The organism is Brevundimonas sp. EU05-FHT14B11, from assembly GCF_058790835.1.
On record NZ_JBYTCY010000001.1, the window covers coordinates 217,588 to 242,199 of the forward strand.

24 protein-coding genes are annotated in these 24,612 nt (G+C 69.9%); 10 read left to right on the forward strand and 14 right to left on the reverse strand.

Annotated elements, in window-relative coordinates:
* Positions 1–18 precede the first annotated feature (18 nt).
* The 3 genes from amgK to AC3WRV_RS01135 are packed head-to-tail and all read right to left on the reverse strand — an operon-like array spanning position 19 to position 2,423.
* Entirely contained in the window at positions 19–1,107 is a 1,089-nt protein-coding gene (gene amgK / locus AC3WRV_RS01125) for an N-acetylmuramate/N-acetylglucosamine kinase AmgK (protein ID WP_492311841.1), read from the reverse strand.
* The gene (gene tsaE / locus AC3WRV_RS01130; RefSeq protein WP_291840107.1) at positions 1,100–1,567 is read right to left on the reverse strand and encodes a tRNA (adenosine(37)-N6)-threonylcarbamoyltransferase complex ATPase subunit type 1 TsaE; all 468 of its coding nucleotides are present in this window, start codon (positions 1,565–1,567) and stop codon (positions 1,100–1,102) included. Before tsaE ends, amgK begins: the two co-directional genes overlap by 8 nt.
* The gene (locus AC3WRV_RS01135) at positions 1,560–2,423 is read right to left on the reverse strand and encodes a GNAT family N-acetyltransferase (RefSeq protein ID WP_291840105.1); all 864 of its coding nucleotides are present in this window, start codon (positions 2,421–2,423) and stop codon (positions 1,560–1,562) included. Before AC3WRV_RS01135 ends, tsaE begins: the two co-directional genes overlap by 8 nt.
* Positions 2,424–2,519: 96 nt before the next feature.
* Here AC3WRV_RS01135 and AC3WRV_RS01140 point away from each other — a divergent pair, with 96 nt between their 5' ends.
* Together AC3WRV_RS01140 and AC3WRV_RS01145 are read left to right on the forward strand one after the other, a co-directional pair.
* Positions 2,520–4,658: a dipeptidyl-peptidase 5 gene (locus AC3WRV_RS01140; protein ID WP_492311842.1), complete on the forward strand. Its 2,139-nt coding sequence runs from the start codon at positions 2,520–2,522 to the stop codon at positions 4,656–4,658.
* An 83-nt stretch (positions 4,659–4,741) separates the two neighbouring features.
* Positions 4,742–6,838, forward strand: coding sequence for a S9 family peptidase (locus AC3WRV_RS01145; protein WP_492311843.1), 2,097 nt, complete (start codon positions 4,742–4,744; stop codon positions 6,836–6,838).
* Positions 6,839–6,906: 68 nt separating this feature from the next.
* Here AC3WRV_RS01145 and AC3WRV_RS01150 read toward each other — a convergent pair whose 3' ends face one another.
* Positions 6,907–7,212, reverse strand: a complete 306-nt coding sequence (locus AC3WRV_RS01150) for a hypothetical protein (protein ID WP_291835886.1) — start codon at positions 7,210–7,212, stop codon at positions 6,907–6,909.
* Positions 7,213–7,390: 178 nt separating this feature from the next.
* Here AC3WRV_RS01150 and AC3WRV_RS01155 point away from each other — a divergent pair, with 178 nt between their 5' ends.
* The 4 genes from AC3WRV_RS01155 to AC3WRV_RS01170 all read left to right on the forward strand — a co-directional run bounded on the left by AC3WRV_RS01155 (position 7,391) and on the right by AC3WRV_RS01170 (position 12,725).
* Positions 7,391–9,424, forward strand: a complete 2,034-nt coding sequence (locus tag AC3WRV_RS01155; RefSeq protein ID WP_492311844.1) for an AsmA family protein — start codon at positions 7,391–7,393, stop codon at positions 9,422–9,424.
* A 31-nt stretch (positions 9,425–9,455) separates the two neighbouring features.
* Complete coding sequence (locus AC3WRV_RS01160; RefSeq protein WP_291835881.1) at positions 9,456–10,328, forward strand: alpha/beta hydrolase; 873 nt, start codon at positions 9,456–9,458, stop codon at positions 10,326–10,328.
* 66 nt (positions 10,329–10,394) lie between these two features.
* Complete coding sequence (locus AC3WRV_RS01165; protein WP_492311845.1) at positions 10,395–11,234, forward strand: hypothetical protein; 840 nt, start codon at positions 10,395–10,397, stop codon at positions 11,232–11,234.
* A gap of 45 nt (positions 11,235–11,279) precedes the next feature.
* Positions 11,280–12,725 (forward strand): AMP nucleosidase, encoded by a 1,446-nt coding sequence (locus AC3WRV_RS01170; protein ID WP_291835869.1) that lies wholly within the window; start codon positions 11,280–11,282, stop codon positions 12,723–12,725.
* Between the two features lie 17 nt (positions 12,726–12,742).
* Here the strand turns inward: AC3WRV_RS01170 and AC3WRV_RS01175 are convergent, their stop codons facing one another.
* From AC3WRV_RS01175 to AC3WRV_RS01200, 6 genes are read right to left on the reverse strand one after another with little or no spacing between them, the layout of a single operon-like run.
* Complete coding sequence (locus AC3WRV_RS01175) at positions 12,743–12,889, reverse strand: hypothetical protein (RefSeq protein WP_492311846.1); 147 nt, start codon at positions 12,887–12,889, stop codon at positions 12,743–12,745.
* Between the two features lie 51 nt (positions 12,890–12,940).
* Positions 12,941–13,402, reverse strand: a complete 462-nt coding sequence (locus AC3WRV_RS01180; protein WP_291835862.1) for a phasin family protein — start codon at positions 13,400–13,402, stop codon at positions 12,941–12,943.
* A gap of 26 nt (positions 13,403–13,428) precedes the next feature.
* The gene (locus AC3WRV_RS01185; protein WP_492311847.1) at positions 13,429–14,178 is read right to left on the reverse strand and encodes a creatininase family protein; all 750 of its coding nucleotides are present in this window, start codon (positions 14,176–14,178) and stop codon (positions 13,429–13,431) included.
* A 57-nt stretch (positions 14,179–14,235) separates the two neighbouring features.
* Positions 14,236–14,832, reverse strand: coding sequence for a TetR/AcrR family transcriptional regulator (locus AC3WRV_RS01190; RefSeq protein WP_492311848.1), 597 nt, complete (start codon positions 14,830–14,832; stop codon positions 14,236–14,238).
* On the reverse strand, positions 14,832–16,424 hold the full coding sequence (locus AC3WRV_RS01195; RefSeq protein WP_492311849.1) for a DHA2 family efflux MFS transporter permease subunit: 1,593 nt from the start codon (positions 16,422–16,424) through the stop codon (positions 14,832–14,834). Before AC3WRV_RS01195 ends, AC3WRV_RS01190 begins: the two co-directional genes overlap by 1 nt.
* Positions 16,425–16,453: 29 nt before the next feature.
* Positions 16,454–17,563, reverse strand: a complete 1,110-nt coding sequence (locus tag AC3WRV_RS01200) for an HlyD family secretion protein (RefSeq protein ID WP_492311850.1) — start codon at positions 17,561–17,563, stop codon at positions 16,454–16,456.
* A 196-nt stretch (positions 17,564–17,759) separates the two neighbouring features.
* Here AC3WRV_RS01200 and AC3WRV_RS01205 point away from each other — a divergent pair, with 196 nt between their 5' ends.
* Positions 17,760–19,037 carry a flavin monoamine oxidase family protein gene (locus tag AC3WRV_RS01205; protein ID WP_492311851.1) on the forward strand — a complete coding sequence of 426 codons (1,278 nt, stop codon included), beginning with the start codon at positions 17,760–17,762 and terminating at the stop codon, positions 19,035–19,037.
* Positions 19,034–19,774, forward strand: coding sequence for an endonuclease III (gene nth, locus AC3WRV_RS01210; protein ID WP_492311852.1), 741 nt, complete (start codon positions 19,034–19,036; stop codon positions 19,772–19,774). Before AC3WRV_RS01205 ends, nth begins: the two co-directional genes overlap by 4 nt.
* A 108-nt stretch (positions 19,775–19,882) precedes the next feature.
* Here nth and AC3WRV_RS01215 read toward each other — a convergent pair whose 3' ends face one another.
* Complete coding sequence (locus AC3WRV_RS01215) at positions 19,883–20,758, reverse strand: ATP-grasp domain-containing protein (protein ID WP_492311853.1); 876 nt, start codon at positions 20,756–20,758, stop codon at positions 19,883–19,885.
* A 77-nt stretch (positions 20,759–20,835) separates the two neighbouring features.
* Between AC3WRV_RS01215 and AC3WRV_RS01220 the strand changes: the two genes are divergently transcribed.
* Positions 20,836–21,852, forward strand: a complete 1,017-nt coding sequence (locus AC3WRV_RS01220; RefSeq protein ID WP_492311854.1) for an adenosine kinase — start codon at positions 20,836–20,838, stop codon at positions 21,850–21,852.
* 132 nt (positions 21,853–21,984) lie between these two features.
* On the opposite strand, the gene AC3WRV_RS01225 is transcribed toward AC3WRV_RS01220, so the two are convergent.
* The 3 genes from AC3WRV_RS01225 to AC3WRV_RS01235 are packed head-to-tail and all read right to left on the reverse strand — an operon-like array spanning position 21,985 to position 23,330.
* Positions 21,985–22,554, reverse strand: coding sequence for a Smr/MutS family protein (locus tag AC3WRV_RS01225; protein WP_492311855.1), 570 nt, complete (start codon positions 22,552–22,554; stop codon positions 21,985–21,987).
* Positions 22,551–22,799: a helix-turn-helix domain-containing protein gene (locus AC3WRV_RS01230; protein ID WP_291836941.1), complete on the reverse strand. Its 249-nt coding sequence runs from the start codon at positions 22,797–22,799 to the stop codon at positions 22,551–22,553. Before AC3WRV_RS01230 ends, AC3WRV_RS01225 begins: the two co-directional genes overlap by 4 nt.
* A 24-nt stretch (positions 22,800–22,823) precedes the next feature.
* A complete protein-coding gene (locus AC3WRV_RS01235; protein ID WP_291836939.1) occupies positions 22,824–23,330 on the reverse strand; it encodes a DUF2975 domain-containing protein in 507 nt (168 codons plus the stop codon).
* A 538-nt stretch (positions 23,331–23,868) separates the two neighbouring features.
* On the opposite strand from AC3WRV_RS01235, the gene rdgB reads away from it, so the two are divergent.
* Positions 23,869–24,468 (forward strand): RdgB/HAM1 family non-canonical purine NTP pyrophosphatase, encoded by a 600-nt coding sequence (gene rdgB / locus AC3WRV_RS01240; RefSeq protein WP_492311856.1) that lies wholly within the window; start codon positions 23,869–23,871, stop codon positions 24,466–24,468.
* The last annotated feature ends 144 nt before the right edge of the window (positions 24,469–24,612 follow it).

Here is a 24,612-nt window from a genome sequence, read left to right on the forward strand (position 1 = left end):
GCGCGGTCTTCGGAGCGGTCATCGGCGGCTGGCCTCCGGCACGTGGGCGTCGAACCAGGCGCGGACGGTCTCGAGCCCCGGCTTCTGCAGATTGGCGTTCAGGTGCGCCCACATGCGCGGCATGAAGGCGCGGTAGCGCGGCTTGCCGTCGCGCACGATCAGCCGGGCGAAGATGCCGAGAATGCGCGCCTCATTCAGCGCCGCCAGTCCGGCGTAGTCGCGCATGAAGCCGGCCCGGTCGACGCCCGGACGCAGGCTGAAATAGTGATCCAGCGCCCTGGCCTCCAGCGCCGGCGACACGTCGCGGCGGGCGTCCTGCAGCAGGGAGTGGAGATCCCACGACGGGTGGGCGCGCACGGCGTCCTGGAAGTCGATCATCCCGACCATGGCCGCCCCCTCGCGGTCCGGCAGGCGGATCAGGTTCTCGGCGTGATAGTCGCGGTGCGCCATGACCGTGGCCCCGGCCGCGCCGCGCTCGACCACAGGCCGCCAGGCCGCGCGCCAGTCGGCGACGGCGGCGTCATCGAAGCTCAGGGCCGGGTCCAGCGCCGGCATCCATTCGACGAACAGGTCGGCCCCGCCCTGCAGCGCCGTCTCGTCATAGACCAGCAGCGGCCAGTCGCCCGCCGCCCCGCTCAGTTGCACAGGCGGCTCGACCGCATGCAGGGCGGCCAGGGCCTCGACCGCGGCCAGATAGAGCGGCTCCTCGGCCTCTCCCGCCTCGATGACCCGGGCGAACAGGGCGTCGCCGAAATCCTCCAGCACGGCCAGGCCGGCGGCGGCGTCGACGGCGATGATCTCCGGCGCCGACAGGCCCAGCGCCCGCAGGTGGTCGGCCACGGCGGCGAAGGCCTCGATCCGGCCCGCCGACAGCCGCGCGGTGGCGTTCCAGCCCGAGGCCAGCCGCTGCGCCGGCGTCCACGCCGGATCGGCCGGCGGGCTTTCGGCGTTGGCCGGCTGGTCCATCAGCATCAGCGACCGCCCGTCCGCCGTGGTCAGCCGCTCATAGCGCCGCGTCGAGGCGTCGCCGGGCAGCGGATCGCGCACCGCCTCGGCAAGGCCGGCGGCTTTCAGGAACTCGAGACGAAGGGCTTCGCGGTCAGACATTCAGGTCCTTCAGTTTCTCGGCCCAGGCGCCGGCGCCGGACACCGACGCCCGACGGCCGTCGCCGTCCTCGGCCAGGATGACCGTCAGCCGGTCCGGTCCCAGCCAGGGGTCGGGATCCTCGCCCAGCCGCTCGGGCCATTCGATGATCGCACAGCCTTCGTCCAGCGCCTCGTCCAGCCCGATCTCGGCGGCCTCTTCCGGCCGGGTCAGGCGGTAGAGATCGAAATGCGCCACCGGCGGATCGCTCTCGTAGAACTGCACCAGGGTGAAGGTCGGCGACGGCACGTCCTCGTTGGGCGAGGTCAGGGCCCGGATCAGGCCGCGCGCCAGCGTCGACTTGCCCATGCCCAGCGGCCCGTACAGCAGCACCGTCTCGCCCGGCGCCAGCAGGGGCGCGATCGCCGCGCCCAGCCGGGTCGTGGCGTCCGCGTCAGACAGGGTGAAGACGGCCTCAGGCAAAGTCGGCGTCCGGCTGGCTGGGCAGGACCCGTTCGGTGAAGGCCTTGAGGGCGTAGGTCGCCTTGCCCGCGTCGATGTCGAGGCGCGCGGCCAGGATCGGCTTGCCGACCATCAGCTGGAACGGCTTCTTCCGCTTGTTCAGCAGCTCGTGGAACAGGGTGATGTCCCGCAGCTCCTGCGACACCTGGTCGAACCAGTGGAACAGACGGGAATAGGGGCCGGCCACATGGATCGGGACCACCGGGGCGTCGTATTTCCGCGCCAGGGAGGCGGCGGTCGAGGCCCACTCCGGATCGGTCACCGAGCCGTCCTTGCCGATCCGCGCCAGCCGCCCGGCCGGGAACATGACCACGCAGCGTTCGGCCTCGAAGGCCGCCTTGGCGGCCTGCAGGGTTTCGCGGGTCTTCTCGCGGGTGCGCTTGTCGACCACCCACTCCACCGGGATGACGGTCTCGCCCAGCCGCGGCGAGACCCGCAGGGCGTCGGCGTTGGCGAAGAAGATGGCGTCCGGCCGCCGCGTCTTGATCGCATCGAACACCGCGATCCCGTCGGCGATGCCGGTCGGATGGTTGGCGACGATGATGCAGCGCCCCGTCGCCGGGATGCGCTCGGGGTTCATCACCGAGACCTTCAGATCCAGCAGGTCGCTCATATAGTCCAGCGCCGCCGCGCCGGAGAGGGGCCGGACCGCGTCGGCCATGCGCACGGCCTGGCGGTAGTTGAGCAGCCGGTACAGCACCGGCCGCACCACCGGCCAGAAGGCCGACGCCGTCAGCCGGGGCGCGCGCTCGGCGATCAGCACGTCGCAGATGTGCGGCGCGGGACGAACGGGCATGGCGGCGGCGGGGGCGGTCATTCGAGGCCGGTTGTCGCCGCTCGCGGGGCGGACGGCAAGCGGCTTGGCGGCGGCGGGAAGCGTGTTACCTCTTGCGCTGGACGTGGAGGGGTGAAGATGGCGATCCGGATGGAACTTCTGGTCGGCGCGGCGGTGCTGGCGCTCGGCGCGGGCGCGGTTCCGGCCTCGGCCCAGACATCGGCCCAGACATCGGCCCAGACGCCGGCGCCCGCGAAGGCGCCGGCCGCGACGGACGCTGCGCCTTCGACCCGGCCCACGGCGGCCGGCGGGCTCAGCCCCGGCCAGCTCGCGATGATGGAGCGGGCTTCCGATCCCCGCCTGTCGCCCGACGGCCGCCGCGTCCTCTACAACCTGCGCACCACCGACTGGGCGGGCAACCGCGGCGTCGGCGCCCTGTGGGTGATCGAGGCCGACGGGACCTCGCGCCGGCTGGCCGCATCCGACGGCGGCGCGGCCTCGGGCCGCTGGGCGCCGGACGGGAACAGCGTCTATTTCCTGTCCAGCCGCGGCGGCTCCAACCAGGTCTGGCGCGCGGACCGCGACGGCCAGGCCGCGACCCAGGTCACCACCCTGCCCGTGGACGTCACCGCCTTCCGCCTGTCCGGGGACGGCCGGACCCTGATCGTCGCCCTGCCGGTCTTCCTCGACTGCGCCGACCTGGACTGCACGCGCGACCGGTTGAAGGCGCAGGCCGCGCCGGGCTCGACCGTGCGCGGCTATGACCGCCTGCCGCTGCGGCCGTGGGACAGCTGGAATGACGGGCGGCGCAGCCATCTGTTCGCCCTCACCCTCAACGCCTCGGGTCTCGCGGCGGGGACGCCGCGCGATCTGATGAGCGGGCTGGACGGCGACACGCCCTCGCGGCCGCTGGGCGACGACAGCGAGTTCGCCCTGTCGCCCGACGGGACCCGGCTGGTCTTCCAGACCCAGACCCAGGGCCGCACCGAAGCCCTGACCAACAACACCGACGTCTGGATGGTCCCGGTCGCGGGCGGCGCGCCCGTGAACCTGACCCAGGCCAACACCGCCCCCGATTCCAACCCGACCTTCTCGCCCGACGGCCGCCGCCTCGCCTGGCTGGCCGGGCGGCGCGAGAACGTCTACGGCGACCAGCCTGTCCTGATCATCGCCGACGCCGACGGCTCCAACGCCAGGCCGGTCGCCGCCGACTGGGATCGCGGCGCCGCGGGCCTGCGCTGGCGGCCCGACGGTCAGGCGCTGTACGTGCTCGCCGCCGAGAACGGCCAGCAGAAGCTGTTCGAGATCAACGCCCGCACCGGCGCGGTCCGGGCGATCACCGACCAGGGCACGGTGCCGGGCTTCGACGCGGCGGGTGATCGGCTGGTGCTGGCGCGCGAGACCTTCACCGGCCCGTCCCAGATCGTCGAGGCCGGCCGCGACGGCCTGACGCCCTTGACCCGCCACAACGCCGACCTGCTGGCCGGGACCGACCTGCCGGCGGGCGAAAGCTTCAGCTTCCCCGGCTGGAACGGCGAGGCGGTGCAGGGCTGGACCTTCAAACCCGCAGGCTTTGTCGAGGGCCGCCGCTATCCGGTCGTCTATCTGATCCACGGCGGGCCCAAGTCGCCCTGGGCCGACGGCTGGAGCTACCGCTGGAACCCGCAGATCTACACCGGCGCCGGGTACGGGGTGGTGATGGTCAATTTCCACGGCTCGCCGGGCTTCGGCCAGGCCTTCACCGACGCCATCAACGACCATTGGGGCGACCGCCCGCTGGAGGACCTGCAGAAGGGCTGGCAGACCGCCCTGGACCGCAACGGCTGGATGGACGGTGGACGCGCCTGCGCCCTGGGCGCCTCCTACGGCGGCTACATGGTCAACCTGATCGCCGGACGCTGGAACGGGCCGTGGGACTGCCTGGTCAACCACGCGGGCGTGTTCGACGTGGGCCAGCTGATGAACGCCATGGACATCGGCAATTTCAGTTCCGAGTTCGGCGGAGCCTCATGGGAGAAGCCGGAGCTGTACCGCGCCTTCAGCCCCAACACCTATGTGGGCGACTGGTCCAAGCCCATGCTGGTGCTGCACGGCTCGCGCGACTTCCGCGTGCCCGTCGAACAGGGGCTGGGGACCTTCTCGGCCCTGCAAAGGCGGGGGATCGAAAGCCGCTTCGTGCATGTGCCGGACGAGAACCACTGGGTCCTGAAGCCGCGCAACTGGGTCGACTGGCAGTCGGAAATCCTCTCCTGGACCGACCATTACACGGCTGAGTGAGGCGACGGAGCGCGACTTTCGCTGCGTTTCACGTGGTGCTACGCCAGCGGCCAAGTTGGCGATCAAGCCATGAGGAACCGCCCATGCGTCACCGCTCCCTGCTCTCGTGCGCCGTCGCCGCCATCGCGCTGGCGACCGCCGTCCCCGCCCTGGCCGAGGCGCCCGCCGCCTCCCCCGCCACGGCGTCGTCCCAGGCGCGCGAGGCCTTCGACTACAACGACATGATCTCGGCCAACCGGCTGGGCGATCCGCAGGTGTCGCCGGACGGCCGCTGGGTCGTCTATTCGCTGACCACCACCGACGTGGCCGCCAATCGCCGCGCCGGCGCCCTGTTCGTGATCGACCTGCAGAACCCGGGTGAAGGCCGCCGTCTGGCCATCAACGAGGGCGGCGCCAACACCGCCCGCTGGGGTTCGGACGGCAAGCTGTACTTCCTCTCGAGCCGTTCGGGTTCGAGCCAGGTCTGGCGCGCCGAGGCCGACGGGACCGCCCCGGTGCAGGTCACCAACCTGCCGCTCGACGTGAACGCCTACCGCCTCAGCCCCGACGCCGCGCAGGTGGCCGTGTCGCTGGCCGTCTTCCCAGAGTGCGAGACGCTGGCCTGCACGGTGGACCGCAACAAGGCCGTGGCCGATGATCCCTCGACCGGCCAGACCTATGACCGCATGTTCGTGCGCCACTGGGACACCTGGAACGACGGCACGCAGAACCACCTGTTCGTGGTTCCGACGGCCGGCGGCCGCGACCCGGTCTGGGTCACCCGCGGCTTCGACGGCGACACCCCCTCCAAGCCCTTCGGCGACGAGAGCGAGTTCACCTTCACTCCGGACGGCCAGGGCATCGTCTTCTCGGCCCGCGAGGCCGGCAAGTCCGAGCCGTGGAGCACCAATTTCGACCTCTACCAGGTCGCCATCGCCGAACCGGGCCGGCTGACCAATCTGACCGACGCCAACGACGCCTGGGACACCGGCCCCGTCTACTCGCCGGACGGCAAGACCCTGGCCTACCGCGCCATGGCCCGCCCGGGCTTCGAGGCTGACAAATATTCGATCTTCCTGCGCGACGTGGCGACGGGCCAGACCCGTCAGATCGCCGCCGACTGGGACCGCTCGGCCGACACCCTGCAATGGTCGAAGGACGGCCGGACGCTGTACACCACCGCCGGCGACGTCGGGCAGACCCGCATCTTCTCGATCGACGTCCGCAACGGCTCGGTCGTGCCGATCACCGGCCCGGGTCACGTCTCGGCCTTCCAGCAGACCCCCTCGGGCTTCGTCTTCGCCCAGGACACCCTGACCCGGCCCAGCGAGCTGTTCGTCAAGACCTTCCGGGGCCGCGAGATGCCCGCCCGGATCACCAATGTGAACCCGCAGCTGGACGCCAAGGCCTTCGGCGAGGCCGAGCAGTTCAACTTCCCGGGCTGGAACGGCGAGACGGTCCACGGCTACGTCATCAAGCCGGCCAACTATGTCGAGGGGCGGAAATACCCGGTCGCCTTCCTGATCCACGGCGGGCCGCAGGGCTCGTTCGGCAACGGCTGGTCCTACCGTTGGAACCCCGAAACCTACGCCGGCGCCGGCTACGCCGTCGTCATGATCGATTTCCACGGCTCGACCGGCTACGGCCAGGCCTTCACCGACTCGATCAGCCAGCACTGGGGCGACCGCCCGTTCGAGGACCTGCAGAAGGGCTGGGCCGCCGCGCAGGCGAAATACGGCTTCCTGGACGGCGACAACGCCTGCGCCCTCGGGGCGTCCTACGGCGGCTATATGATCAACTGGATCGCGGGCAACTGGCCGGGCGAGTTCAAATGCCTGGTCAACCACGACGGCGTCTTCGACATCCGCGGCATGGGCTACGGCACCGAGGAGCTGTGGTTCACCGAGTGGGAGTACGGCGGCACGCCCTACGAAAACCCGCAGGGCTATGAGCAGTTCAACCCGGTCCACCACGTGGCCAACTGGCGCGACCCGATGCTGGTGGTCCAGGGCGACCTCGACTACCGCATTCCCACCGCCCAGGGCCTGTCGACCTTCACGGCGCTGCAGCGTCGCGGCATCGACAGCCGCCTGCTGTTCTTCCCCAATGAGAACCACTGGGTGCTGAAGCCGGCCAACAGCCTGCAATGGCACAACGAAGTGTTCGGCTGGCTGGACAAGTATCTGAAGCCGGCGAACTGATCGCCGCTTCAGGCAAGAGAAAGGGCGCTCCCGCCGGGAGCGCCCTTTTTCATAGCCGTCGTCCGGTACTAGCGGGCGGTGCGGGCGTAGGTGGTCGCGGCGCTGACGTAGCGGGCGTGCTCGACCGAGGTCATGCAGCGCGGCGTCGACCAGGCGGGATCGGACGGCTGCAGCGCCAGGGCTTCGCGGGCGGTGATGAACACCGGCGCGGCGCCGTGTTCCCGCGTGAAGGCGCGGCGGGTGGCGGCGTCCGTGCCGCAGACCAGCACCGGTCGGGCCGTCGACGACTGGGCCGCATCATGGGCGACGGCGGGCAGGGCCGACAGGGCGGACGCGGCGACCGCGAGGGCGGCAAGGGCGCGGATGGTGCGCATAGGAGTTCCTCCAGAACGCCTGAAATGCTCAGGACTCGGAGCGAATAATGCGCCAAACGCAGCAGATGTAAATGTTATGTGACGTTTGAAAGTATGAAATTTGACATGAAGCCAAACGCCGGTCCTGAGGCTTTCGGTCCCCTCATGCGTTGTGCAGGCTTCGACGGAGCCGTACCGATTGCCCAACCCCTTGAAAGACAATCCGAACTGGCTGGCCTTCCGCGACCGCGCCCTGGCTCCGGCGGGAGCCCGTCTGCGGGAATGGCGCGACAACGACCCCTTCATCGCCGCCGCCCGCCGCCCGGGACCGGCCGAGAAGACGGCCGTCGCCATCACCCTGCTGCTGATCCTCGCCGTCGTGGCCTTCCTGATGCTGTTCGACTGGAACTGGCTGCGCGGTCCGATCGGCCGCTGGGCCTCGGCGAAGTACGAGCGTGAGATCGAGCTGAACGGCGACCTCGACGTGAAGCTGTTCAGCTGGACCCCGTCGGTCCAGGCCCGCGAGATCCGCGTCGGCGGCCCCGTCTGGGCGCGGGAGCGCGACACCCTGCGCGTCGCCGACCTGCAGGCCTCGGTGCGGCTGCGCGCCCTCTTCATAGGCCGGATCGAGATGCCCATGGTGGCCATCACCCGCCCGGAGGCCGTGCTGATCGCCACCGAGGACGGCCGCCAGAGCTGGAAACTGAACCCGGACAGGCCAGACGACGGACAAGGCTTGAAACTGCCGCCGATCAACCGGCTGATCATTCGCGACGGCAAGATTTCGCTCGATGAACAGCGCCGCAAGATCAGGCTGGAGGCCACCGTCACCGCCCGCGAGGGCTCGGACGGTCGGGCCGGCTTCAATCTGCAGGGCGAGGGCACGATCAACGGCACGCCCCTGACGCTGGCCGTGCACGGCGGCCCCTTCATCAACATCCGCCGAGACCATCCCTACGCCTTCCAGGCGACGCTGGCGGGCGTCGGCTCCCGGCTGGAGGCGCGCGGCTCGATCACCCGGCCCTTCGACCTGGGCCAGTTCCGCTCAACCCTCAGCCTGCAGGGCCGCGACCTGGCCGATCTCTACCTGCTGACCGGCATCACGACGCCGAACACCCCGCCCTATCGCCTGTCGGGGACCCTGACCCGCGACGACGCCAAATTCACCTTCAGCGACTTCGCCGGTCGGGTCGGCTCCTCGGACCTGTCCGGCGACCTCGTGGTCGACAAGGTTGGCGACCGCCGCCGCGTCGACGCGGTGCTGCACTCCCGCCTGCTGGATATCGACGACCTGGCCTCGGTGCTGGGCGGCCGACCGACGGTGACCCCCGCGGGCAATACGGTCGTCACCTCCGGCCAGCCCGGCCGCCTGCTGCCCGACGCCCCGCTGGCGGTCGAGCGCCTGCGCGCCATGGACGGCACGCTGAGATACACCGCCGCCCAGGTGAAGCGGAACGAGCTGGATATCCGCAAGGTCGAGCTGGGGGCGGAGCTGAAGGACGCCGTCCTCGATCTCGATCCGGTCGCCTTCAACTTCAACCGGGGGGAACTTCGCGGCACGGCGCGGATCAACGCCAAGCGCGACACCCCTTACAGCGCCATCGACTTCCGTCTGCGCGGCTATCCGCTGGAGTCCATCATTCCCGCGCGCGGCGGCGCCCCCACCGTGACCGGCAGCGCCCTTGGACGCGCCCGGCTGGAAGGCCCCGGCGCCTCGATCCATGACTTCGCCGCCGCCTCCAAGGGACAGATCACGCTGGTCGTGCCGCACGGCAAGATGCGCTCCGCCTTCGCAGAACTGCTGGGCATCAACGCCACGGCGGGCCTGTTCAGGCTGCTGGGCGGCGACGAGTCCACGACCGAGATCCGCTGCGGCGTCGCGGATTTCAGCGTCGCCGGCGGGACCGCCACCGCCCGCACCTTCGTCATCGACACCACCCCGGTGCTGGCCCGGGGCGCGGGGACCATCGACCTGGGGGCCGAGACGATGAACCTGCGCATCGATGGCGAGACCAAGCAGGCGCGGCTGGTCCGGCTCTGGTCGCCCATCGTGGTGCAGGGACCGCTGACCGCGCCGCATGTGGGCATCGACACCGGTTCGGTCGTGGCCCAGGCCGGGCTGGCGGGCGTCCTCGGCGCCGTGGTCAATCCGTTGATCGCCCTCCTGCCCTTCGTCGATCCAGGCCTGGCGGAGGACGCCAATTGCGGCGCGCTGATTTCTTCCGCCCGATAAACGCCCGCGCCTTGGTCCGGAGCGGCTCTTCGTGCGTATCTGGGGCATGACCCGACGCGGCCTTCTCGTCCCGACCCTCGGCGCCCTCGCCGCCGCCTGCTCTCCCCTCGGCCTGCTCAACGGCCTGGGTCCCCGCGACGGAGGCGTGCGCCGCGCCGCCCACAACCTGTCCTACGGCCCGGACGACCGGCAAACGCTGGATGTCTGGACGCCCCTCGCGCCTTCGACCGGCCCGCGGCCCGTGCTGGTCTTCTTCTATGGCGGCGGCTGGTACGCGGGCGACAAGGACCTGTACGGCTGGGCGGCCCAGGCCCTCGCCGCGCGCGGTTTCGTGGTCGTGGTTCCCGACTATCGCCTTGTGCCCGAAGTCCATTTCCCCGCCTTCATCGAGGACGCGGCGGCGGCGACCGCCATGGCCGGACGGATCGCGGCGCAGTACGGCGGCGACCCGGCCCGACTGGGAGTGATGGGCCATTCGGCGGGCGCCCATCTGGCCATGATGATCGCGCTGGACCGCCGCTATATGGCCGCCGTCGAGGCGCCGGACCTGATCAAGGCCGCCGCCGGACTGGCCGGCCCCTATGACTTCCTGCCGCTGGACACGCCGTCCTCGATCAACGCCTTCGGCCGCGCGCCTGACTTGACCCTGACCCAGCCGGTCTCCTTCGTCCGCGCCGACGCCCCGCCGATCTGGGCCGGGCACGGTACGACCGACAAGATCGTTCACGCCGAGGACACCACCATCCTGTGCGAGCGGATGCACGCCGTCGGCGGCCGCTGCGAGGCCAAACTCTATCCCGGCCTGTCGCACGAGGACCTGATCGCGACCTTCTCGCCCCTGTTCCGCAAGAAGGCCCCGGTGCTGGACGACGTGGTCGCCTTCTTCCACCGCGAACTGGGCTGAGCGTCAGACAGCGTCACTGGACGGCGACCTAGATCAGCGCATTCTGCGTCTCGGGAGAACACAGCCATGAAGATCGCCGCTCTGCTGGCCTCGGGCCTTGTCTGGGGACTGTTGACGGCCGCCGCGCCGCAGGACCGTGAGCGCGCCGCCCAGGCCGCCTTCGCCGCCGCCCGCGCGGCCACGCCGACGCCGCTGCGGCTCGACCGCGAACATCAGGAATGGCGGCTGGATCGCCAGAGCGAGGGCGCCGATCCCGGCGACACCGATGAGCGCTGGGCGGACCGCTGGCGCGCGGCCGCCGCACGGGACAGCAAGGCGCGGTCCCTCGCCGTCGCTCTGGACAGCCTGCCTGGACGGTGTGTCGACATCGGCTTGGACAACTGTCTCTCGACCATGGGCGGCTATCTGAACATCCGGGGCGAACCCCTGATGTGGCAGCTCCAGCAGGGCTCAACCGACGAGGACGGCGTCAGCGGCGGCTATGTGCTGATGACCGGATCCGACCGGCTCCGCCCAGAAGCCTGGAGCCATGACGGCGCGTGGTACGATACGCCCAGGGCCTTCTGGATCGGGGAACGGGCCTACGTGGCCGTGCCCGGGTTCATGGCCGGCACCGGGGCGTACAACGCCGACGCCCTGTATCGCTTCACCCCCGGCGCCGATCATCCGCTGACCGAGATCGACAACGAAAGCTGGCGCGACATCGACCTGCCCGCCCTGCTGCCCACCGGCCTGGAAATCTGGAAGGGCGTCTCGTTCAGCTATGACGGCATGACCGCCCGGACCGCCCTATGGCGTCCGTCGGACGGCAACTGCTGCCCCTCCGGCGGCGAAGCCACGCTGGAGTTCGAGATTCGCGGCGACCGGCTGGTCCTGACCCGATTGGTCAAGGACGACGCGCCTTAAGCTCCGCCGTCTCGCCAAGGTCATGATCTTCCGCTAGGGGAGGTCATGACAAACACGATGACAGCACAGGCGGCGCTGGACCGCCTCGAAACCCTCTACAGCCAATCCGTCGCCAATCTGCGCGACGCGGTGAAGACCTTCCTCGCCACCGGCGAGCGCCCCGACGCCGCGGCCCGGGCCACCGGCCTCTTCTCCTATCCCGAGCTTCGCGTCAGCTGGTTCGGCGACCGGCCGGCCAATCTGGCGACCCGCTCCTACGCCCGCCTCTCGCGGCAGGGCGTCTATTCCACCACCATCACCCGGCCCGACCTGTACCGTTCGTACCTGAACGAACAGCTCAACCTGCTCGAGGAAGACTACGGCGCGACCTTCGACGTCGGCCCGTCCGAGCAGGAGATTCCCTTCCCCTACGTGCTGGACGGCTCGGACGTGGTGCTGGACGCCAGTATGACGGCGGCCATCGCGCGGTATTTCCCGACCACCGACCTGGCCCACATCGGCGACGAGATCTCCGACGGCCTGTTCGATCCGGCCGAGGACTTCCCGCTGTCGCAGTTCGACGGCCTGCGCACCGACTTCTCGCTGGCCCGGTTGCGCCACTACACCGGCACCCCGGTCGAGGACGTGCAGAACTACATCCTGTTCACCAACTACAACCGCTACGTCGACGAGTTCGTCCGCTGGGCGCTGGAGCAGATCAAGGATCCGAACAGCATCTACGAGACCTTCTCGACCTCGGGCGGGGTGGTGGTCACGCGCGATACGCCCAACCCCGAGGCTGTCGTCGCCGACGCCGCGTGGAAGAAGCACCAGATGCCGGCCTACCACCTGACCGCGCCGGGCTGGAACGGGATCACCCTGGTCAACATCGGCGTCGGCCCGTCCAACGCCAAGACCATCTGCGACCACCTGGCCGTCACCCGGCCGCACGCCTGGATGATGATCGGCCACTGCGGCGGCCTGCGCCCGTCGCAGACGATCGGCGACTACGTCCTGGCCCACGCCTATCTGCGCGACGACCACGTGCTCGACGCGGTGCTGCCGCCGGACATCCCCATTCCCTCGATCGCCGAGGTCCAGCGCGCCCTCTACGATGCGGCCAAGATGGTCTCCGGCGCGCCGGGCGAAGAGGTGAAGAAGCGTCTGCGCACCGGCACCGTCGTCACCACCGACGACCGGAACTGGGAGCTGCGCTATTCGAAGTCGGCGCTGCGCTTCAACCAGAGCCGCGCCGTCGCCATCGATATGGAATCCGCCACCATCGCCGCCCAGGGCTATCGCTTCCGCGTGCCCTACGGGACGCTGTTGTGCGTGTCGGACAAGCCGCTGCACGGCGAGATCAAGCTGCCGGGACAGGCCAACCGCTTCTACGAGGGCTCCATCTCGGAACACCTCCAGATCGGCATCCAGGCCGTGGATCTGCTGCGCGCCGAAGGCAACCGCCTGCACTCCCGCAAGCTGCGCGCCTTCGACGAGCCGCCGTTCCGCTAGGATTGGGCCGTTAAGCCCTATTCGTCGTCGCCGCCGAAGGCCTCTTCGACCTCCTCCTCGGTGATCCGTTTCGACGGGTCGCCGGGCTGGTTCAGGTTCTGCTCTTCGGTGCCGTCGCCCATCATGCCGGGATGCGGGTCGGTCTTCTTGGGATCGTCAGCCATCTGGGCCTCCGTTGCTACGAAGGCGGAAGCCTTGGCCGCGCGACTCGTTCCCTACTTCCGGAGCCGTTTCGCATTGGCGGTGGCCGCCGCGTGGATCGGCTGCAGGGCGTCGGTCTGAAGCTTCATCAGGGCCGCGCCCATGGCCCAGCCGTCCTGCATCGAACGGGTCCAGGCGTTGGCCGCCCACAGCCCCTGGGCGGTCATCGCCTCGGCCGGAGTGGTCGAGGTCATCACCGCGTCGAAGGCCCGGCTCGCCGCCGCCGTTTCGCGCGCGGCCACGGTCTGCGCGGTCTGGGCCAGCGCCATCGCCCCCGTCATGCCCACGCGGGCGGAGGCGGCCATGGCCTCGACCTTCTCGGAGCTCATCAGCGACAGTTCGCGCATGTCGGCCTTGGACGGATCGCGCATCGCGTCCGCGACGATGCCCAGCCGCCGGGCGATCACGTCGCCCGAGGCTTGCATCAGTTCCTGTCCGGCGCGGGCGGCGCGGGCGGCTTCGTCGATGGGGCTCATGCCGGGACCGTGCGCTTCGCCGGAGGCTACGGCAACACTTCGTTCGAGAAGTCGGCCACGTCCTTCAGCAGGGCGGGCACGGAAGCGTCGATGATCGTCTGGCCGTGCTCGGGGCTGGCCAGGGCCGGATCGGAGCCGATGCGGCCGTCGGGGAAGCGGGCGCGATAGTCCAGGGCGTCGCGGATAGGCCCCGTGGGCGCGATCTTGGGGCTGTAGTCCGCCGTCTTGATCCGGTCCGGATAGGCGGCCTGGGTGACGGCGATCTCGGACGGGGTGGCGTGCATGCCGTGGCCGGTCGGGAACAGGCGGTTGCACAGCCCGTGCACCCCCGGCAGGTCCCACCAGTTGCGCAGCTTCAGCACGAAGGGCGGACGCTCCTCGACAAAGCTCCACTCGGCGTAGATCTCGGCGAAGGTGGCCTCGATGGTGGCGACGTTGCCGCCGTGCCCGTTGAGGAAATAGATCCGCTCGAAGCCGTGCCGCTGCAGCGACATCACCCAGTCGGTGATCGCGGCCATGAAGGTCGAGGGGCGCAGCGAGATGGTGCCCGCGAAGGCCAGATGGTGCTGGGCCATTCCGATGTTGAAGGTCGGCGCCACGACCAGCGACTCATCCTCCTTCTCCGCCGCATGGGCGATGATCTCGGGGCACAGCCAGTCGGTGCCCAGCAGGCCCGTCGGCCCGTGCTGCTCGTTGGAGCCGATCGGCACGACCACGGTCTTGGTGGCCTTCAGCCGGGCGTCGATCTCGGGCCAGGACGACAGGTGGATCAGCATGGGGGCAGGCTCACGACTTGGGGGACGGGCGCGGTTTACACCCATCACCCGCCCGCGTCATTCCGGAGCGAAGGCCCGGATGAAGCGGCGCGCCGTCTCCAGAGCACGAGCGTCCGGGTCGAACGGGGGCTGGGGCACGCCAAGTATTCCGCGCAGATGTCCGTGGCCAAGGGTCATCCCGGCGAACATCTCGGCGGCGGCGACTGGATCGGGCACCACCAGCAGCCCCTTCCGGTCCTGTTCGGCCAGCCAGACGGACAGACGCCTCAGCCCTTCGGCCGGTCCGGCGTCATAGATGGCGTGGGCGACCTCGGGCGCCTGGGGCGAGATCATCGCCACGCCGCGCATAGAGCCCCGGCCGTCCCGGCTGCAGATCTTTTCCAACAGCGCGCGGGCCATGCCGGTCAGCACCGTCTCGGGATCGCCGCCCGACCGCAGCGGCGCGCTGATGGCGTCCGACCGGCGCGAGGCCAACGCGCGGGCCATCTCCACCCGGGACGGGAAGCGGTTGTACAGCGTCTGGCGCGAGACCCCGGCCTTGCGCGCGATGGCCTCCATCGACACCCCCGCGCCCTTCTCCGAGAACAGGGCGAAGGCCGCGTCCAGGATGGCCTCGGTCTTGGTCTCGTCGACCTGTCCGACAACGCGCGGCATCAGTGTGCGTCCGCCGGCGGGGCCACGCCCGTGCCCGGCTTCACCGGCTTGGCCAGCAGGGTCACGAAGGCCGCGGCGGCGCAGCCGATAGCCAGCATGGCGAAGGCGTCGCCGAAGGCCAGCGTCGTCGCCTGCAGCTGCAGCATGCCGTAGACCGCCTTCATCGAGGCGCCTGCGGGATCGATCGAGCCCGCGAACCGGTCCTGCATCCCCGCCAGCATGCCCTGCATGCCCGCGTTGGTGTTCTGGATGTTCTGGGTCAGCTCGCTCATGTGCAGGGCGGTGTTGGTCGTCAGCGAGGTGTTCAGCAGAGCCAGGCCCACCGCCCCGCCGACGTTGCGGAACAGGTTCACCAGCCCCGAGGCGTTCTTCACCATGTGCGGCGGCAGGGTCGACATGGTCACCTGCTGCGAGGCGATCATGGCGATCATCACGCCGACGCCGCGCAGCGCCTGCACGCCCGCGAACTGCCAGAAGCCCCACTGGTCGGTGACCGCATGGGCGTCCCACATGCCCCAGGCGCACATCATGAAGCCGCCGAACATCAGGATGCGCGGATCGACCGCCCGCACCAGACGGCCGGCGAACGGGCCGGTGGCGAACATGGCCAGGCCGGACACCACCATCGTCGTGCCGACCTCGGCCGCCGAATAATGGCGCACCCGGCCCAGGAAGAGCGGCAGCAGGAAGGTCCCGCCGAACAGGGCCAGGCCGACGGTGAAGGTCATCACCACCCCGACGAAGAAGTTGCGGTTCGCGAACGCCCGCAGCTCCACGATCGGGTTGTAGTAGGTCAGGGTCCGCCAGATGAAGGCCGGTCCGGTGACGGCGACGACGACGGCGAGCAGCAGGATCTGGTCGTCGGCGAACCAGTCGTTCTTGGCCCCCTCCTCCAGCACGAACTGCAGGCTCATCAGGAAGGTCGCCATCAGGGCCAGGCCGAACCAGTCGAAACCCTTGGACAGCGACGGGTCGCCCTTGTCGAAATTGGCGTAACGGCTGACCAGGAACAGCACCAGCATGCCCGGAGGCACATTGATGAAGAACAGCCAGCGCCAGCTGAGCTGCTCGGTCAGGTGGCCGCCCAGCGTCGGCCCGATGGTCGGGGCCAGGGTCACGATCAGGCCCATGATCACGCTGGCCGTCACGCGCTGCGCGGGTGGGAAGGCGGTGAAGGCCACCGCGAACACGGTCGGGATCATGGCCCCGCCGACGAAGCCCTGGACGGCCCGGAAGAAGATCATCTGCTCGACCGACCCGGAAAGGCCGACGGCGACACTCATCAGGATGAAGCCCGAACAGGACAGCAGGAAGACCCGCTGCGTCCCCCATAGCCGCGACAGGTATCCCGACAGGGGGATCATCACGACCTCGGGGATCAGATAGGCGGTCTGGATCCAGCTGATCTCGTCCGCCGAGGCGCCCACGCCCGCCTGGATCTGCGGCAGGGACGAGGCGACGATCTGGATGTCCAGGATGGCCATGAACTGGCCGATCACCATGCCGGCGAAGCCGAGCAGGAGGATCGTCCAGTTGACCTGCGGCGCCGCGGGGGCGGGCGCCGAAGTCTGTGCGACGGACTGGGACGTCATGGTTCAACCTTCCCCAGGAGGGGAGAAAATCACTGCGCCGTCGCGGTCGGGGCGGCGGCGGTCTGGATCGCGCCCGCGGCGGACTCGGCGAAGGTCAGGCCGCCCTCGCTCTTCAGATCGACCTTGACCTCGACCGACAGGCCGGGACGCAGGGCCGCGCCCTCGCGCCGGTCGACCCGGATGCGGACCGGGATGCGCTGGGTGATCTTGGTGAAGTTGCCGGTGGCGTTCTCGACCGGGATGAGGGCGAACTCCGAGCCGGTGGCCGGGGCGAAGCTGTCGATATGGCCGACCAGCGGCTCGCCCTTGAAGGCGTCGGCCTTGATCTCGACCGTCTGGCCGATGCGCAGGCGGCCCAGCTGGGTCTCCTTGAAATTGGCCACCACATAGGTGTCGCCCAGCGGCACGATCGACAGGATGGTCCCGCCCGGACGGACATACTGGCCCACGCGCACGCCGCGCGCGCCGACCACGCCCGCGACGGGCGCGCGGATCACCGTCCGCTCCAGGGCGATGCGGGCCTTGTCGACCTGCGCCCGGGCCTGCTCGACCGAGGCCACCGACTGTTCGCGGGTCGAGCCCAGCACGCCGGCGGCGCGCTGTTCGGCGACCAGGGCGGCCTGGGCTTCGGCGACGCTGGCCTGCGCCGTGCGCACCCCCGCCTGCTCGCTCTCGATGCGCTGCTGCGAGACCCAGCCCTTCTCGGCCAGCTGGCCGTAGCGGTTGACCTGCTGGCGGGCGAGGTCGGCCTGGGCCTGGGCCTGCGTCACCGAGGCGGCGCGGCTGGCGATCAGGGCCTGTTCCTGCTGGGCGCGGGCGTCGACGTTGCTGACCCCGGCCTGAAGCGCGACCAGATTGGCCTCGGCCTGGGCCAGGTTGGCCTTGGCGTCGGCGTCGTCCAGGCGGATCAGCACCTGGCCGGCCTCGACACGCTGGTTGTCGGCGACCAGCACCTCGACCACATAGCCCTCGACCTGCGGGCTCACCTCGGTGGTGTCGGCCTGCACGAAGGCGTTGTCGGTGGCCTCCCACCGCTGCTTGCCCTGCCACCACACGACCCCGCCCACGATCAGGGCGAGGCCCACGATTCCGGCGACGATCAGGGGCAGGCGTTTCTTGACGGCGGGATTCAGGGCCATGTGCGGAATTCTCGAGAGGAGGCGTTCGGGGAGGAACGAGCGCATAAATGGACACAAGCGTCCAAAAATCAACTCTGCTCATTTCGACGCCGCAACACGTGATGTTTCGATGTGTGATCGGTCCTGTCGGAGGACGGCGCCTTGAAGCTTTCCGCCGCTTCGGCGACAGGTCGCATACCCATCTGTCAGGACCGCGATGACCGATACCCTCCCCGCCTCCGTCGATGTCGCCGTCATCGGCGCGGGCGCCGCCGGCCTCGCCGCCGCCCGCGCACTGTCCGGCCGCCCGCTGACCGTCGCCGTGCTGGAGGCGCGCGACCGCATCGGCGGCCGCGCCTGGACCCTGCCGTTCGAGGGCGAGGGCCTCGACATGGGCTGCGGCTGGCTGCACTCCGCCGACGAGAATCCGCTGGCCGCCCTGGTCGAACCCGCCGGCCTGACCGTCGATCGCACCCCGCCCCCCTGGCAGAGCCAGGCCTTCGGTCATGAGATCACCACCTCGGAACAGGCCGAGTTCCGCGCCGCCTTCGACGCCTTCGACGACCGCATCGCCCAGGCCGCCGCGCGCGGTCACGAGGGCCCGGCCTCGACCCTGCTGGAGCCTGACTGCCGCTGGAACGGCCGCATGGACGCCATCTCCGGCGCCCTGAACGGCGCGCGTTTCGCCGAGGTCTCCATCCTCGACTACGACGCCTATCGCGACACCGGGATCAACTGGCGGGTCCGCGAGGGCTATGGCCGCCTGATCGAGACCTTGGGCCGTCCGGTCGCGGTGGTCACGGGCTGCCCGGTGCGCCGGATCGACCGCTCGGGACCCGTTCTGCGGCTCGAGACCGACCGGGGCGTGATCGAGGCCCGCACCGTCATCGTCACCGTCCCCACCGACCTGATCGCGCGCGAGACCCTGCGTTTCGACCCGCCCCTGCCCGACCTGGTCGAGGCCGCGACCTATGTGCCGCTGGGGCTGGCGTCCAAGATACACATGACGGTCGCCAAGGCCGAGGACTTCCCGCCCGACAGCCAGCTGTGGGGCCGCCGCGACACCGGCGACACCGGCGGCTATCACCTGCGCCCCTTCGGCCGTCCGATGATCGAGGGCTACTACGGCGCCGACCTGGCCCGGGGGCTGGAGGCGGAAGGCCAGGACGGCTTCTTCGCCTTCGCCGTGGAAGAACTGGTCCACCTGCTGGGCTCGGACATGCGCAAGCGGCTGGCCCCGGTCGTGGCCACCATGTGGGGCGCCGATCCCTGGTCTCACGGCGCCTATTCCCACGCCATGCCGGGCCACGCCGGCGACCGCCGCAAGCTCAAGGCCCCGGTCGAGAACCGCATCTTCCTCGCCGGCGAAGCCACCGCCGAAGCCTTCTACGGCACCGCCCACGGGGCCTGGATGGAGGGCGAGCGTGCGGCGCGGGAAGCGTTGGCCGCGCTGGGGCTCGATCCCGGCCCAGCTGCCGGGGACGAGGGGGAATGAAGCCTCCCACCCGCCCCCGCAAGAAGCCCGCGCCCAAACGCCCCGCCGTCATGACCGGCGCGGCCATTCCGATGCTGCGCTGGCCGCCGGACGAGGATCGGGTCGAGACCATCTTCGAACGGCTGGCGGCCGTCATGCCGGACCCGAAGACCGAGCTGAACTACTCCAATCCCTTCACCTTCGTCGTCGCGGTCGCCCTCTCGGCCCAGGCGACCGACGTCGGGGTCAACAAGGCGACCGACAAGCTGTTCAAGGTCGCCGACACGCCGGAGAAGATGCTGGCGCTGGGCGAGGAAGGGCTGATCCCCTTCATCAGCTCCATCGGCCTGTATCGCGGCAAGGCGAAGAACGTCATCGCCCTCAGCCGCATCGTGCTGGAACAGCACGGCGGCGAGATCCCGCTGACCCGCGAGGCGCTGCAGGCCCTGCCCGGCGTCGGGCGCAAGACCGCCAGCGTGGTGCTGAATGAAATGGGCGTCGAGCCGGCCATCGCGGTGGACACCCACGTCTTCCGCGTCTCGCACCGACTGGGACTGGCCAACGCCGGCACGCCCGACAAGGTCGAGGCCCAGCTGCACCGCATCGTGCCTGAGGAGTGGCTTCCGAAGGCCCACCACTGGCTGATCCTGCACGGCCGCTACACCTGCACGGCGCGCCGGCCGAAATGCAGCGCCTGCGTGATCAGCGACCTGTGCCCGAGCCGGGCGGGGCTGCAGGCGCTGGGCGAGGCGGCTTGAACAGGTGGCGAGTGGCTAGTGGCTGGTATTCGCGGATCTCGGTGGCGGCGGAAGGGCGGCGCTCACGGCGCCGTCGCACTCTGGTGGCCAGCCACTAGCCACTAGCCACTAGCCACTAATCACTTTCCGCACCGCCGCCGCGAAGTTCGCGCCACCGTCCGGCGCGCTGCCCAGGTAGAAGTCCGGCTCGATCAGCTCGGCCTCCATCAGCAACCATTGACCGTCCGGTCCCGGGGCCATGTCGATGCGGGCGTAGAGCAGATCCTCGCCGATGGCGGCCAGCGTCGCCTCGGCCAGCGCGAGCGCGTCCTTCGGCGGCTCCGGCAGGGTCACATACTGCCCGCCGAACTGCACCTGGATGCGGAAGTCGCCGTTCACCGGCCGCTTGTTGACCACGTGGCTCAGCTTGCCGCCGAAGAACAGCAGGCTGGTCTCGCCCTCCGTCTCGATCGACGGCAGATAGGGCTGGATCATCGCCGGCCCCTCGGGCGCGCCCTGCATCGTCTCGCCCCGCGCCAGCCGCAGCGTCTTGTACGCCCCGCCCGAGACGCGCGGCTTGACCACCACCACATCGATCCCGAAGCGGTCGAAGGCGGCGTCCACGTCCGCCTGCGTCACGCCCTCGACCCAGACCGTGTCCGGCATGGCCACGCCCTTGTCGGCCAGGCGCCCCAGATAGCTCTTGTCCGAGTTCCAGCCGATCACCGACGCCGGATTGCGCATCGTCACCCCCGCCGCCTCCCACGTCCGGCAGGCCTGCATCCACCGTTGATGATCGCGGTGATAGCCCCACACGATCAGCGGCAGCACCAGCGGATAACCGGTCAGGCCCGAGGCGTCCGTGACGTGGTCGGTCCACGGCGTCGGCTCGACCGCGACCTCCGCCGCCGCCAGCGCCTGGGACAGCCGTTCCAGCACGCCCGGCCACTGCCCGGCGTATGAGGGATCGGCGGGATCGGGGGTCAGGACGGCGATACGGGTCATGCCGCGCTCATAGCCGTGAAAGTCGTCGCCGTCATGGACCGCTGGCCAATCGGCGTCGTGAGCGCTATGGCGCGCCCATGACCCAGAACCCCACCTATGACGTCATCGCCGTCGGCAACGCCATCGTCGACGTCCTGGCCCCCTGCGAGCCCGCCTTCCTGGACGCCCAGGGCCTGATCGTCGGCTCGATGCAGCTGGTCGATGCGAACCAGAGCGCCGCCCTCTACGCCGCCATGGCGGCGGGGGTCGAGGCCTCGGGCGGGTCTGCGGGCAACACCGTCGCGGGCGTCGGCAGCTTCGGCGGCCGGGCGGCCTATATCGGCAAGGTCGCCGACGACCAGCTGGGCGGGGTCTTCACCCATGACATCCAGGCCGTGGGCGTCCATTTCGAGACCCCGCCGCTGCAAGACGGCGCCGCGACCGGCCACGCCACCGGCGTGTGCATGATCAACGTCACCGCCGACGGCCAGCGCACCATGTGCACCTTCCTGGGCGCCGCCAATCAGCTGACGGTCGCCGACATCGACGCGGACCTGATCGGCGCCTCGGCCATCGTCTATCTGGAAGGCTATCTGTTCGACCCGGCCCCGGCCCGCGCCGCCTTCGAGGCCGCCGCCGCCGCCGCCCATGCCGCGGGCCGCAAGGTCGCCATCACCCTGTCGGACAGCTTCGTCGTGCACCGGTGGCGCGCGGAGCTGCTGGCCTTCATCGAGGCCTCCGCCGACATCGTCCTGGCCAATGAGGCCGAACTGGCCGCCCTGTTCGAGACCGACGACTTCGACGCCGCCGCCGAACGCCTGGCGTCAATGGTTGACGTGGCCGCCGTCACGCGCGGCGCCGAGGGCTCGGTGGTGATCTCGGGCGACCAGCGCGTCGCCGTCGCCGCCTTCCCGGTCGACAAGGTGGTCGACACCACCGGCGCCGGCGACCAGTACGCCGCCGGCCTGCTGCTGGGCCTCGCCCGCGGCCTGTCGCTGGAGGACGCCGGCAGGCTCGGCTCCCTCGCCGCCTCCGAAGTCATCGCCCACTGGGGCCCGCGTCCGATGACGTCGCTGGAGACGCTGGCTAGGGAAGCTGGGCTTGTTCTGAACTGACGGAGCCTCGCTGGTGATTAGTGGTTAGTGGGTCGATGCGTTCTCGCTCGGAGGCCGCCATGGAACCGCCGTTTCAACCCCCACCCACTAACCACTAATCACTAATCACTGTCCGGCACGCTGCCCGCCGCCTCATCCCCGCCGGATCGTCACATACAGCGCCCCGTCGCCGCCGTGATGCCGGGCGGCCGGGGCGAAACCGGACACCACCGTGCGCAGTCCCGGGGCCTGCAGCCATTCATGCACCGAGGCGCGGATGACGCCGGTCCCGCCGCGGCGGCCCTGCCCGGTGACCACCAGCACCGCGCGATAGCCCCGCGCCTGCGCCCCCATCAGGAAGGCGGTCAGGGCGTCCTGGGCCTGGAAACGGCCATAGCCGTGCAGATCGATCTTGGCCTCGATCGGATCGCGCTCGCGCGACAGGCGACGCTGGCGGCGGGGCTCCAACTCTTCGGGCAGGCCCCGACCGCGCGGGGCGAACGACGGCGCGGCGGGCGCGGCGGCGGCGCCGGGCTTCGGCGGCTTGACGAATTTCGGCGGTGTTTTGGTCGGAGCCTTCGGATGGGGCGCGGCGGGCGGATCGGCCTCCACCGCGCCGGGCGTGACGCGCAGCGCCTTCTTGGCGACCTTCTCCTTCACCGAGCCGGAAACCCGGGCCCAGATGCGGCGATCCTCGGGGCTCAGGTCGGCCCGGCGGCTCATGAGGTCCCGTCGACGTCCTCGTCGGCGCCGAGGTCCTGCGGACCCGGCGACCAGGCCAGCAGGTCGCCCGGCTGGCAGTTCAGCTCGCGGCACAGGGCGTCCAGGGTCGTGAAGCGGATGGCCCGCGCCTTGCCGGTCTTCAGGATCGACAGATTGGCCAGGGTCACGCCCACGCGATCGGCGAGCTCGGTCAGCGACATGCGTCGTTCGACGAGGATGCGGTCAAGCTGGACGCGGATGGCCATGGGGACTGCTCTAACTCAACAGGATCAGATCGTCAGGTCGGATTCGCGGCGCAGGCGGGCGCCTTCGCGGAACACTTCGGCCAGCACGAACACGACCAGAACGGAGAAGGCGGGGGTGACCAGGTCGAACAGGCTCGGCGGCTCCAGCGCGCCGCGCACCAGGCGCGACACCAGGGTCTGGCCCACCCAGGCGCCCCCGGTCACGGTGGCCAGGGTCAGGCCGATCTGCTTCAGGCGGCTGACGTTGGCGGGCTGGAAGGGATCCCCGATGCGCAGGGTGTGCACGATCACCTTCAGGTGGCGCAGGATCAGGGCGAAGCCGCCCAGATAGCCGACGAAGGCGCCCAGGCCGAACAGCAGATAGGCGCGCGGCACGGGCACGCGCGTGCCTTCATCGCCGGTGGTGGCGGTCAGACCCATCGGGCCCATCGGCACGAAGGCCACGAAGATGAAGGCGAGGACGGCGGCCAGGGTGGCCAGGGCCAGGGCCCAGAAGGCGGCGCGCAGCGCAACGCCCAGAAGTCTTGTCATCGATCCGGCGCGAAGGCCCGGCAGGGCGGGGGCGCGGACGGAAGGCAGGCGAAACCCGAGTGATGACGGCTTCGGGAAACGCATGGATCGGCCTTTCTCAGACCGGATGTCGGGGCGCGATCGCCGCGCGGGGTCCGGTGAACCCACGCGCGGGCTTATTATTCGCGTTTGTCATGCGGATCGTCAAAGCTCCCGACCGGGGTCGATCAGAAGAACTGGACGAGGGTCGCAACGAAGGCCGTCGGCATGGCGGCGAGCAGGAAGGCGTTCAGGACGCCGTGGCCGACCTTTTCGATGAAGTAGGAAGCGTTCATGGTGTTCATAGTCGTTCTCCGTCAGTCCTGAGTGAGGGATGTTTTCACCCCTCTTTCGTTGATCCGCTGGATCGATCTTGCCGGGGAAGGCCTTGACCGGGGAACGTTGCGGCGTCCGTTCTTGAGATAATAGATAGGCCGTGCCCCGGGGTAAGTCATGTTACATATCGTTTAACGATATTAAACTTGTGCAATGAATCATTACAGCGTCGCTTGAGGTCAAAATGTTGAAACTTGTCAAAGGGATGCGCATTCTCGCGGCGACCCACAACCCGGGCAAGGTTCCCGAGATCGAGGCGCTTCTCGGCGGACATTACGAGGTGGTCACCGCCGGCGGCCTGAATCTGCCCGAACCGGACGAGACCGAGAGCACTTTCGTCGGCAACGCCCTGCTCAAGGCGCGTCACGCGGCGGATCTGTCGGGCGAGGTCTCGCTGGCCGACGACTCCGGCCTGTCGGTCGCGGCGCTGGACGGCGCGCCGGGCATCTTTTCCGCCCGCTGGGCCGGACCGGACAAGGATTTCGCCTTCGCCATGCGCCGCGTGGAAGAAAGGCTCGAGGAAATCCGTTCCGACAACAGGCGCGCCTGGTTCACCTCGGCGCTCGCGGTCGCCTGGCCCAACGGCCCCGCCGTGGTGGTCGAGGGCCAGGTCCACGGCCTGCTGACCTTCCCCCCGCGCGGCGACCGCGGCTTCGGCTACGACCCCATCTTCATCCCCGAGGGCCAGACCCAGACCTTCGGCGAACTGGATCCGGCGCTGAAGGACAGCCTCAGCCACCGCGCGCGGGCGTTCGAGAAGCTGAAGGCGGCTCTGATCGACTGATACGGCGTCTCCCTCCCCTTCTGGGGAGGGTGGCCGAGCGAAGCGAGGTCGGGTGGGGAGCCGTCGCACTGACGGACGACCCCGCCATCCCCACCCTGTCGTCGCTTGCGCGCCGACGTCCCTCCCCGCTTCGGGGGAGGGAGA

Coding starts and splice junctions, on each gene's coding strand:
- amgK (WP_492311841.1), bottom strand. CDS start 1,107: ATGTCTGACCGCGAAGCCCTTCGTCTCGAGTTCCTGAAAGCCGCCGGC.
- AC3WRV_RS01135 (WP_291840105.1), bottom strand. CDS start 2,423: ATGACCGCCCCCGCCGCCGCCATGCCCGTTCGTCCCGCGCCGCACATC.
- AC3WRV_RS01140 (WP_492311842.1), top strand. CDS start 2,520: ATGGCGATCCGGATGGAACTTCTGGTCGGCGCGGCGGTGCTGGCGCTC.
- AC3WRV_RS01145 (WP_492311843.1), top strand. CDS start 4,742: ATGCGTCACCGCTCCCTGCTCTCGTGCGCCGTCGCCGCCATCGCGCTG.
- AC3WRV_RS01150 (WP_291835886.1), bottom strand. CDS start 7,212: ATGCGCACCATCCGCGCCCTTGCCGCCCTCGCGGTCGCCGCGTCCGCC.
- AC3WRV_RS01165 (WP_492311845.1), top strand. CDS start 10,395: ATGAAGATCGCCGCTCTGCTGGCCTCGGGCCTTGTCTGGGGACTGTTG.
- AC3WRV_RS01170 (WP_291835869.1), top strand. CDS start 11,280: ATGACAAACACGATGACAGCACAGGCGGCGCTGGACCGCCTCGAAACC.
- AC3WRV_RS01175 (WP_492311846.1), bottom strand. CDS start 12,889: ATGGCTGACGATCCCAAGAAGACCGACCCGCATCCCGGCATGATGGGC.
- AC3WRV_RS01180 (WP_291835862.1), bottom strand. CDS start 13,402: ATGAGCCCCATCGACGAAGCCGCCCGCGCCGCCCGCGCCGGACAGGAA.
- AC3WRV_RS01185 (WP_492311847.1), bottom strand. CDS start 14,178: ATGCTGATCCACCTGTCGTCCTGGCCCGAGATCGACGCCCGGCTGAAG.
- AC3WRV_RS01190 (WP_492311848.1), bottom strand. CDS start 14,832: ATGCCGCGCGTTGTCGGACAGGTCGACGAGACCAAGACCGAGGCCATC.
- AC3WRV_RS01195 (WP_492311849.1), bottom strand. CDS start 16,424: ATGACGTCCCAGTCCGTCGCACAGACTTCGGCGCCCGCCCCCGCGGCG.
- AC3WRV_RS01200 (WP_492311850.1), bottom strand. CDS start 17,563: ATGGCCCTGAATCCCGCCGTCAAGAAACGCCTGCCCCTGATCGTCGCC.
- AC3WRV_RS01205 (WP_492311851.1), top strand. CDS start 17,760: ATGACCGATACCCTCCCCGCCTCCGTCGATGTCGCCGTCATCGGCGCG.
- nth (WP_492311852.1), top strand. CDS start 19,034: ATGAAGCCTCCCACCCGCCCCCGCAAGAAGCCCGCGCCCAAACGCCCC.
- AC3WRV_RS01215 (WP_492311853.1), bottom strand. CDS start 20,758: ATGACCCGTATCGCCGTCCTGACCCCCGATCCCGCCGATCCCTCATAC.
- AC3WRV_RS01220 (WP_492311854.1), top strand. CDS start 20,836: ATGACCCAGAACCCCACCTATGACGTCATCGCCGTCGGCAACGCCATC.
- AC3WRV_RS01225 (WP_492311855.1), bottom strand. CDS start 22,554: ATGAGCCGCCGGGCCGACCTGAGCCCCGAGGATCGCCGCATCTGGGCC.
- AC3WRV_RS01230 (WP_291836941.1), bottom strand. CDS start 22,799: ATGGCCATCCGCGTCCAGCTTGACCGCATCCTCGTCGAACGACGCATG.
- AC3WRV_RS01235 (WP_291836939.1), bottom strand. CDS start 23,330: ATGACAAGACTTCTGGGCGTTGCGCTGCGCGCCGCCTTCTGGGCCCTG.
- rdgB (WP_492311856.1), top strand. CDS start 23,869: ATGTTGAAACTTGTCAAAGGGATGCGCATTCTCGCGGCGACCCACAAC.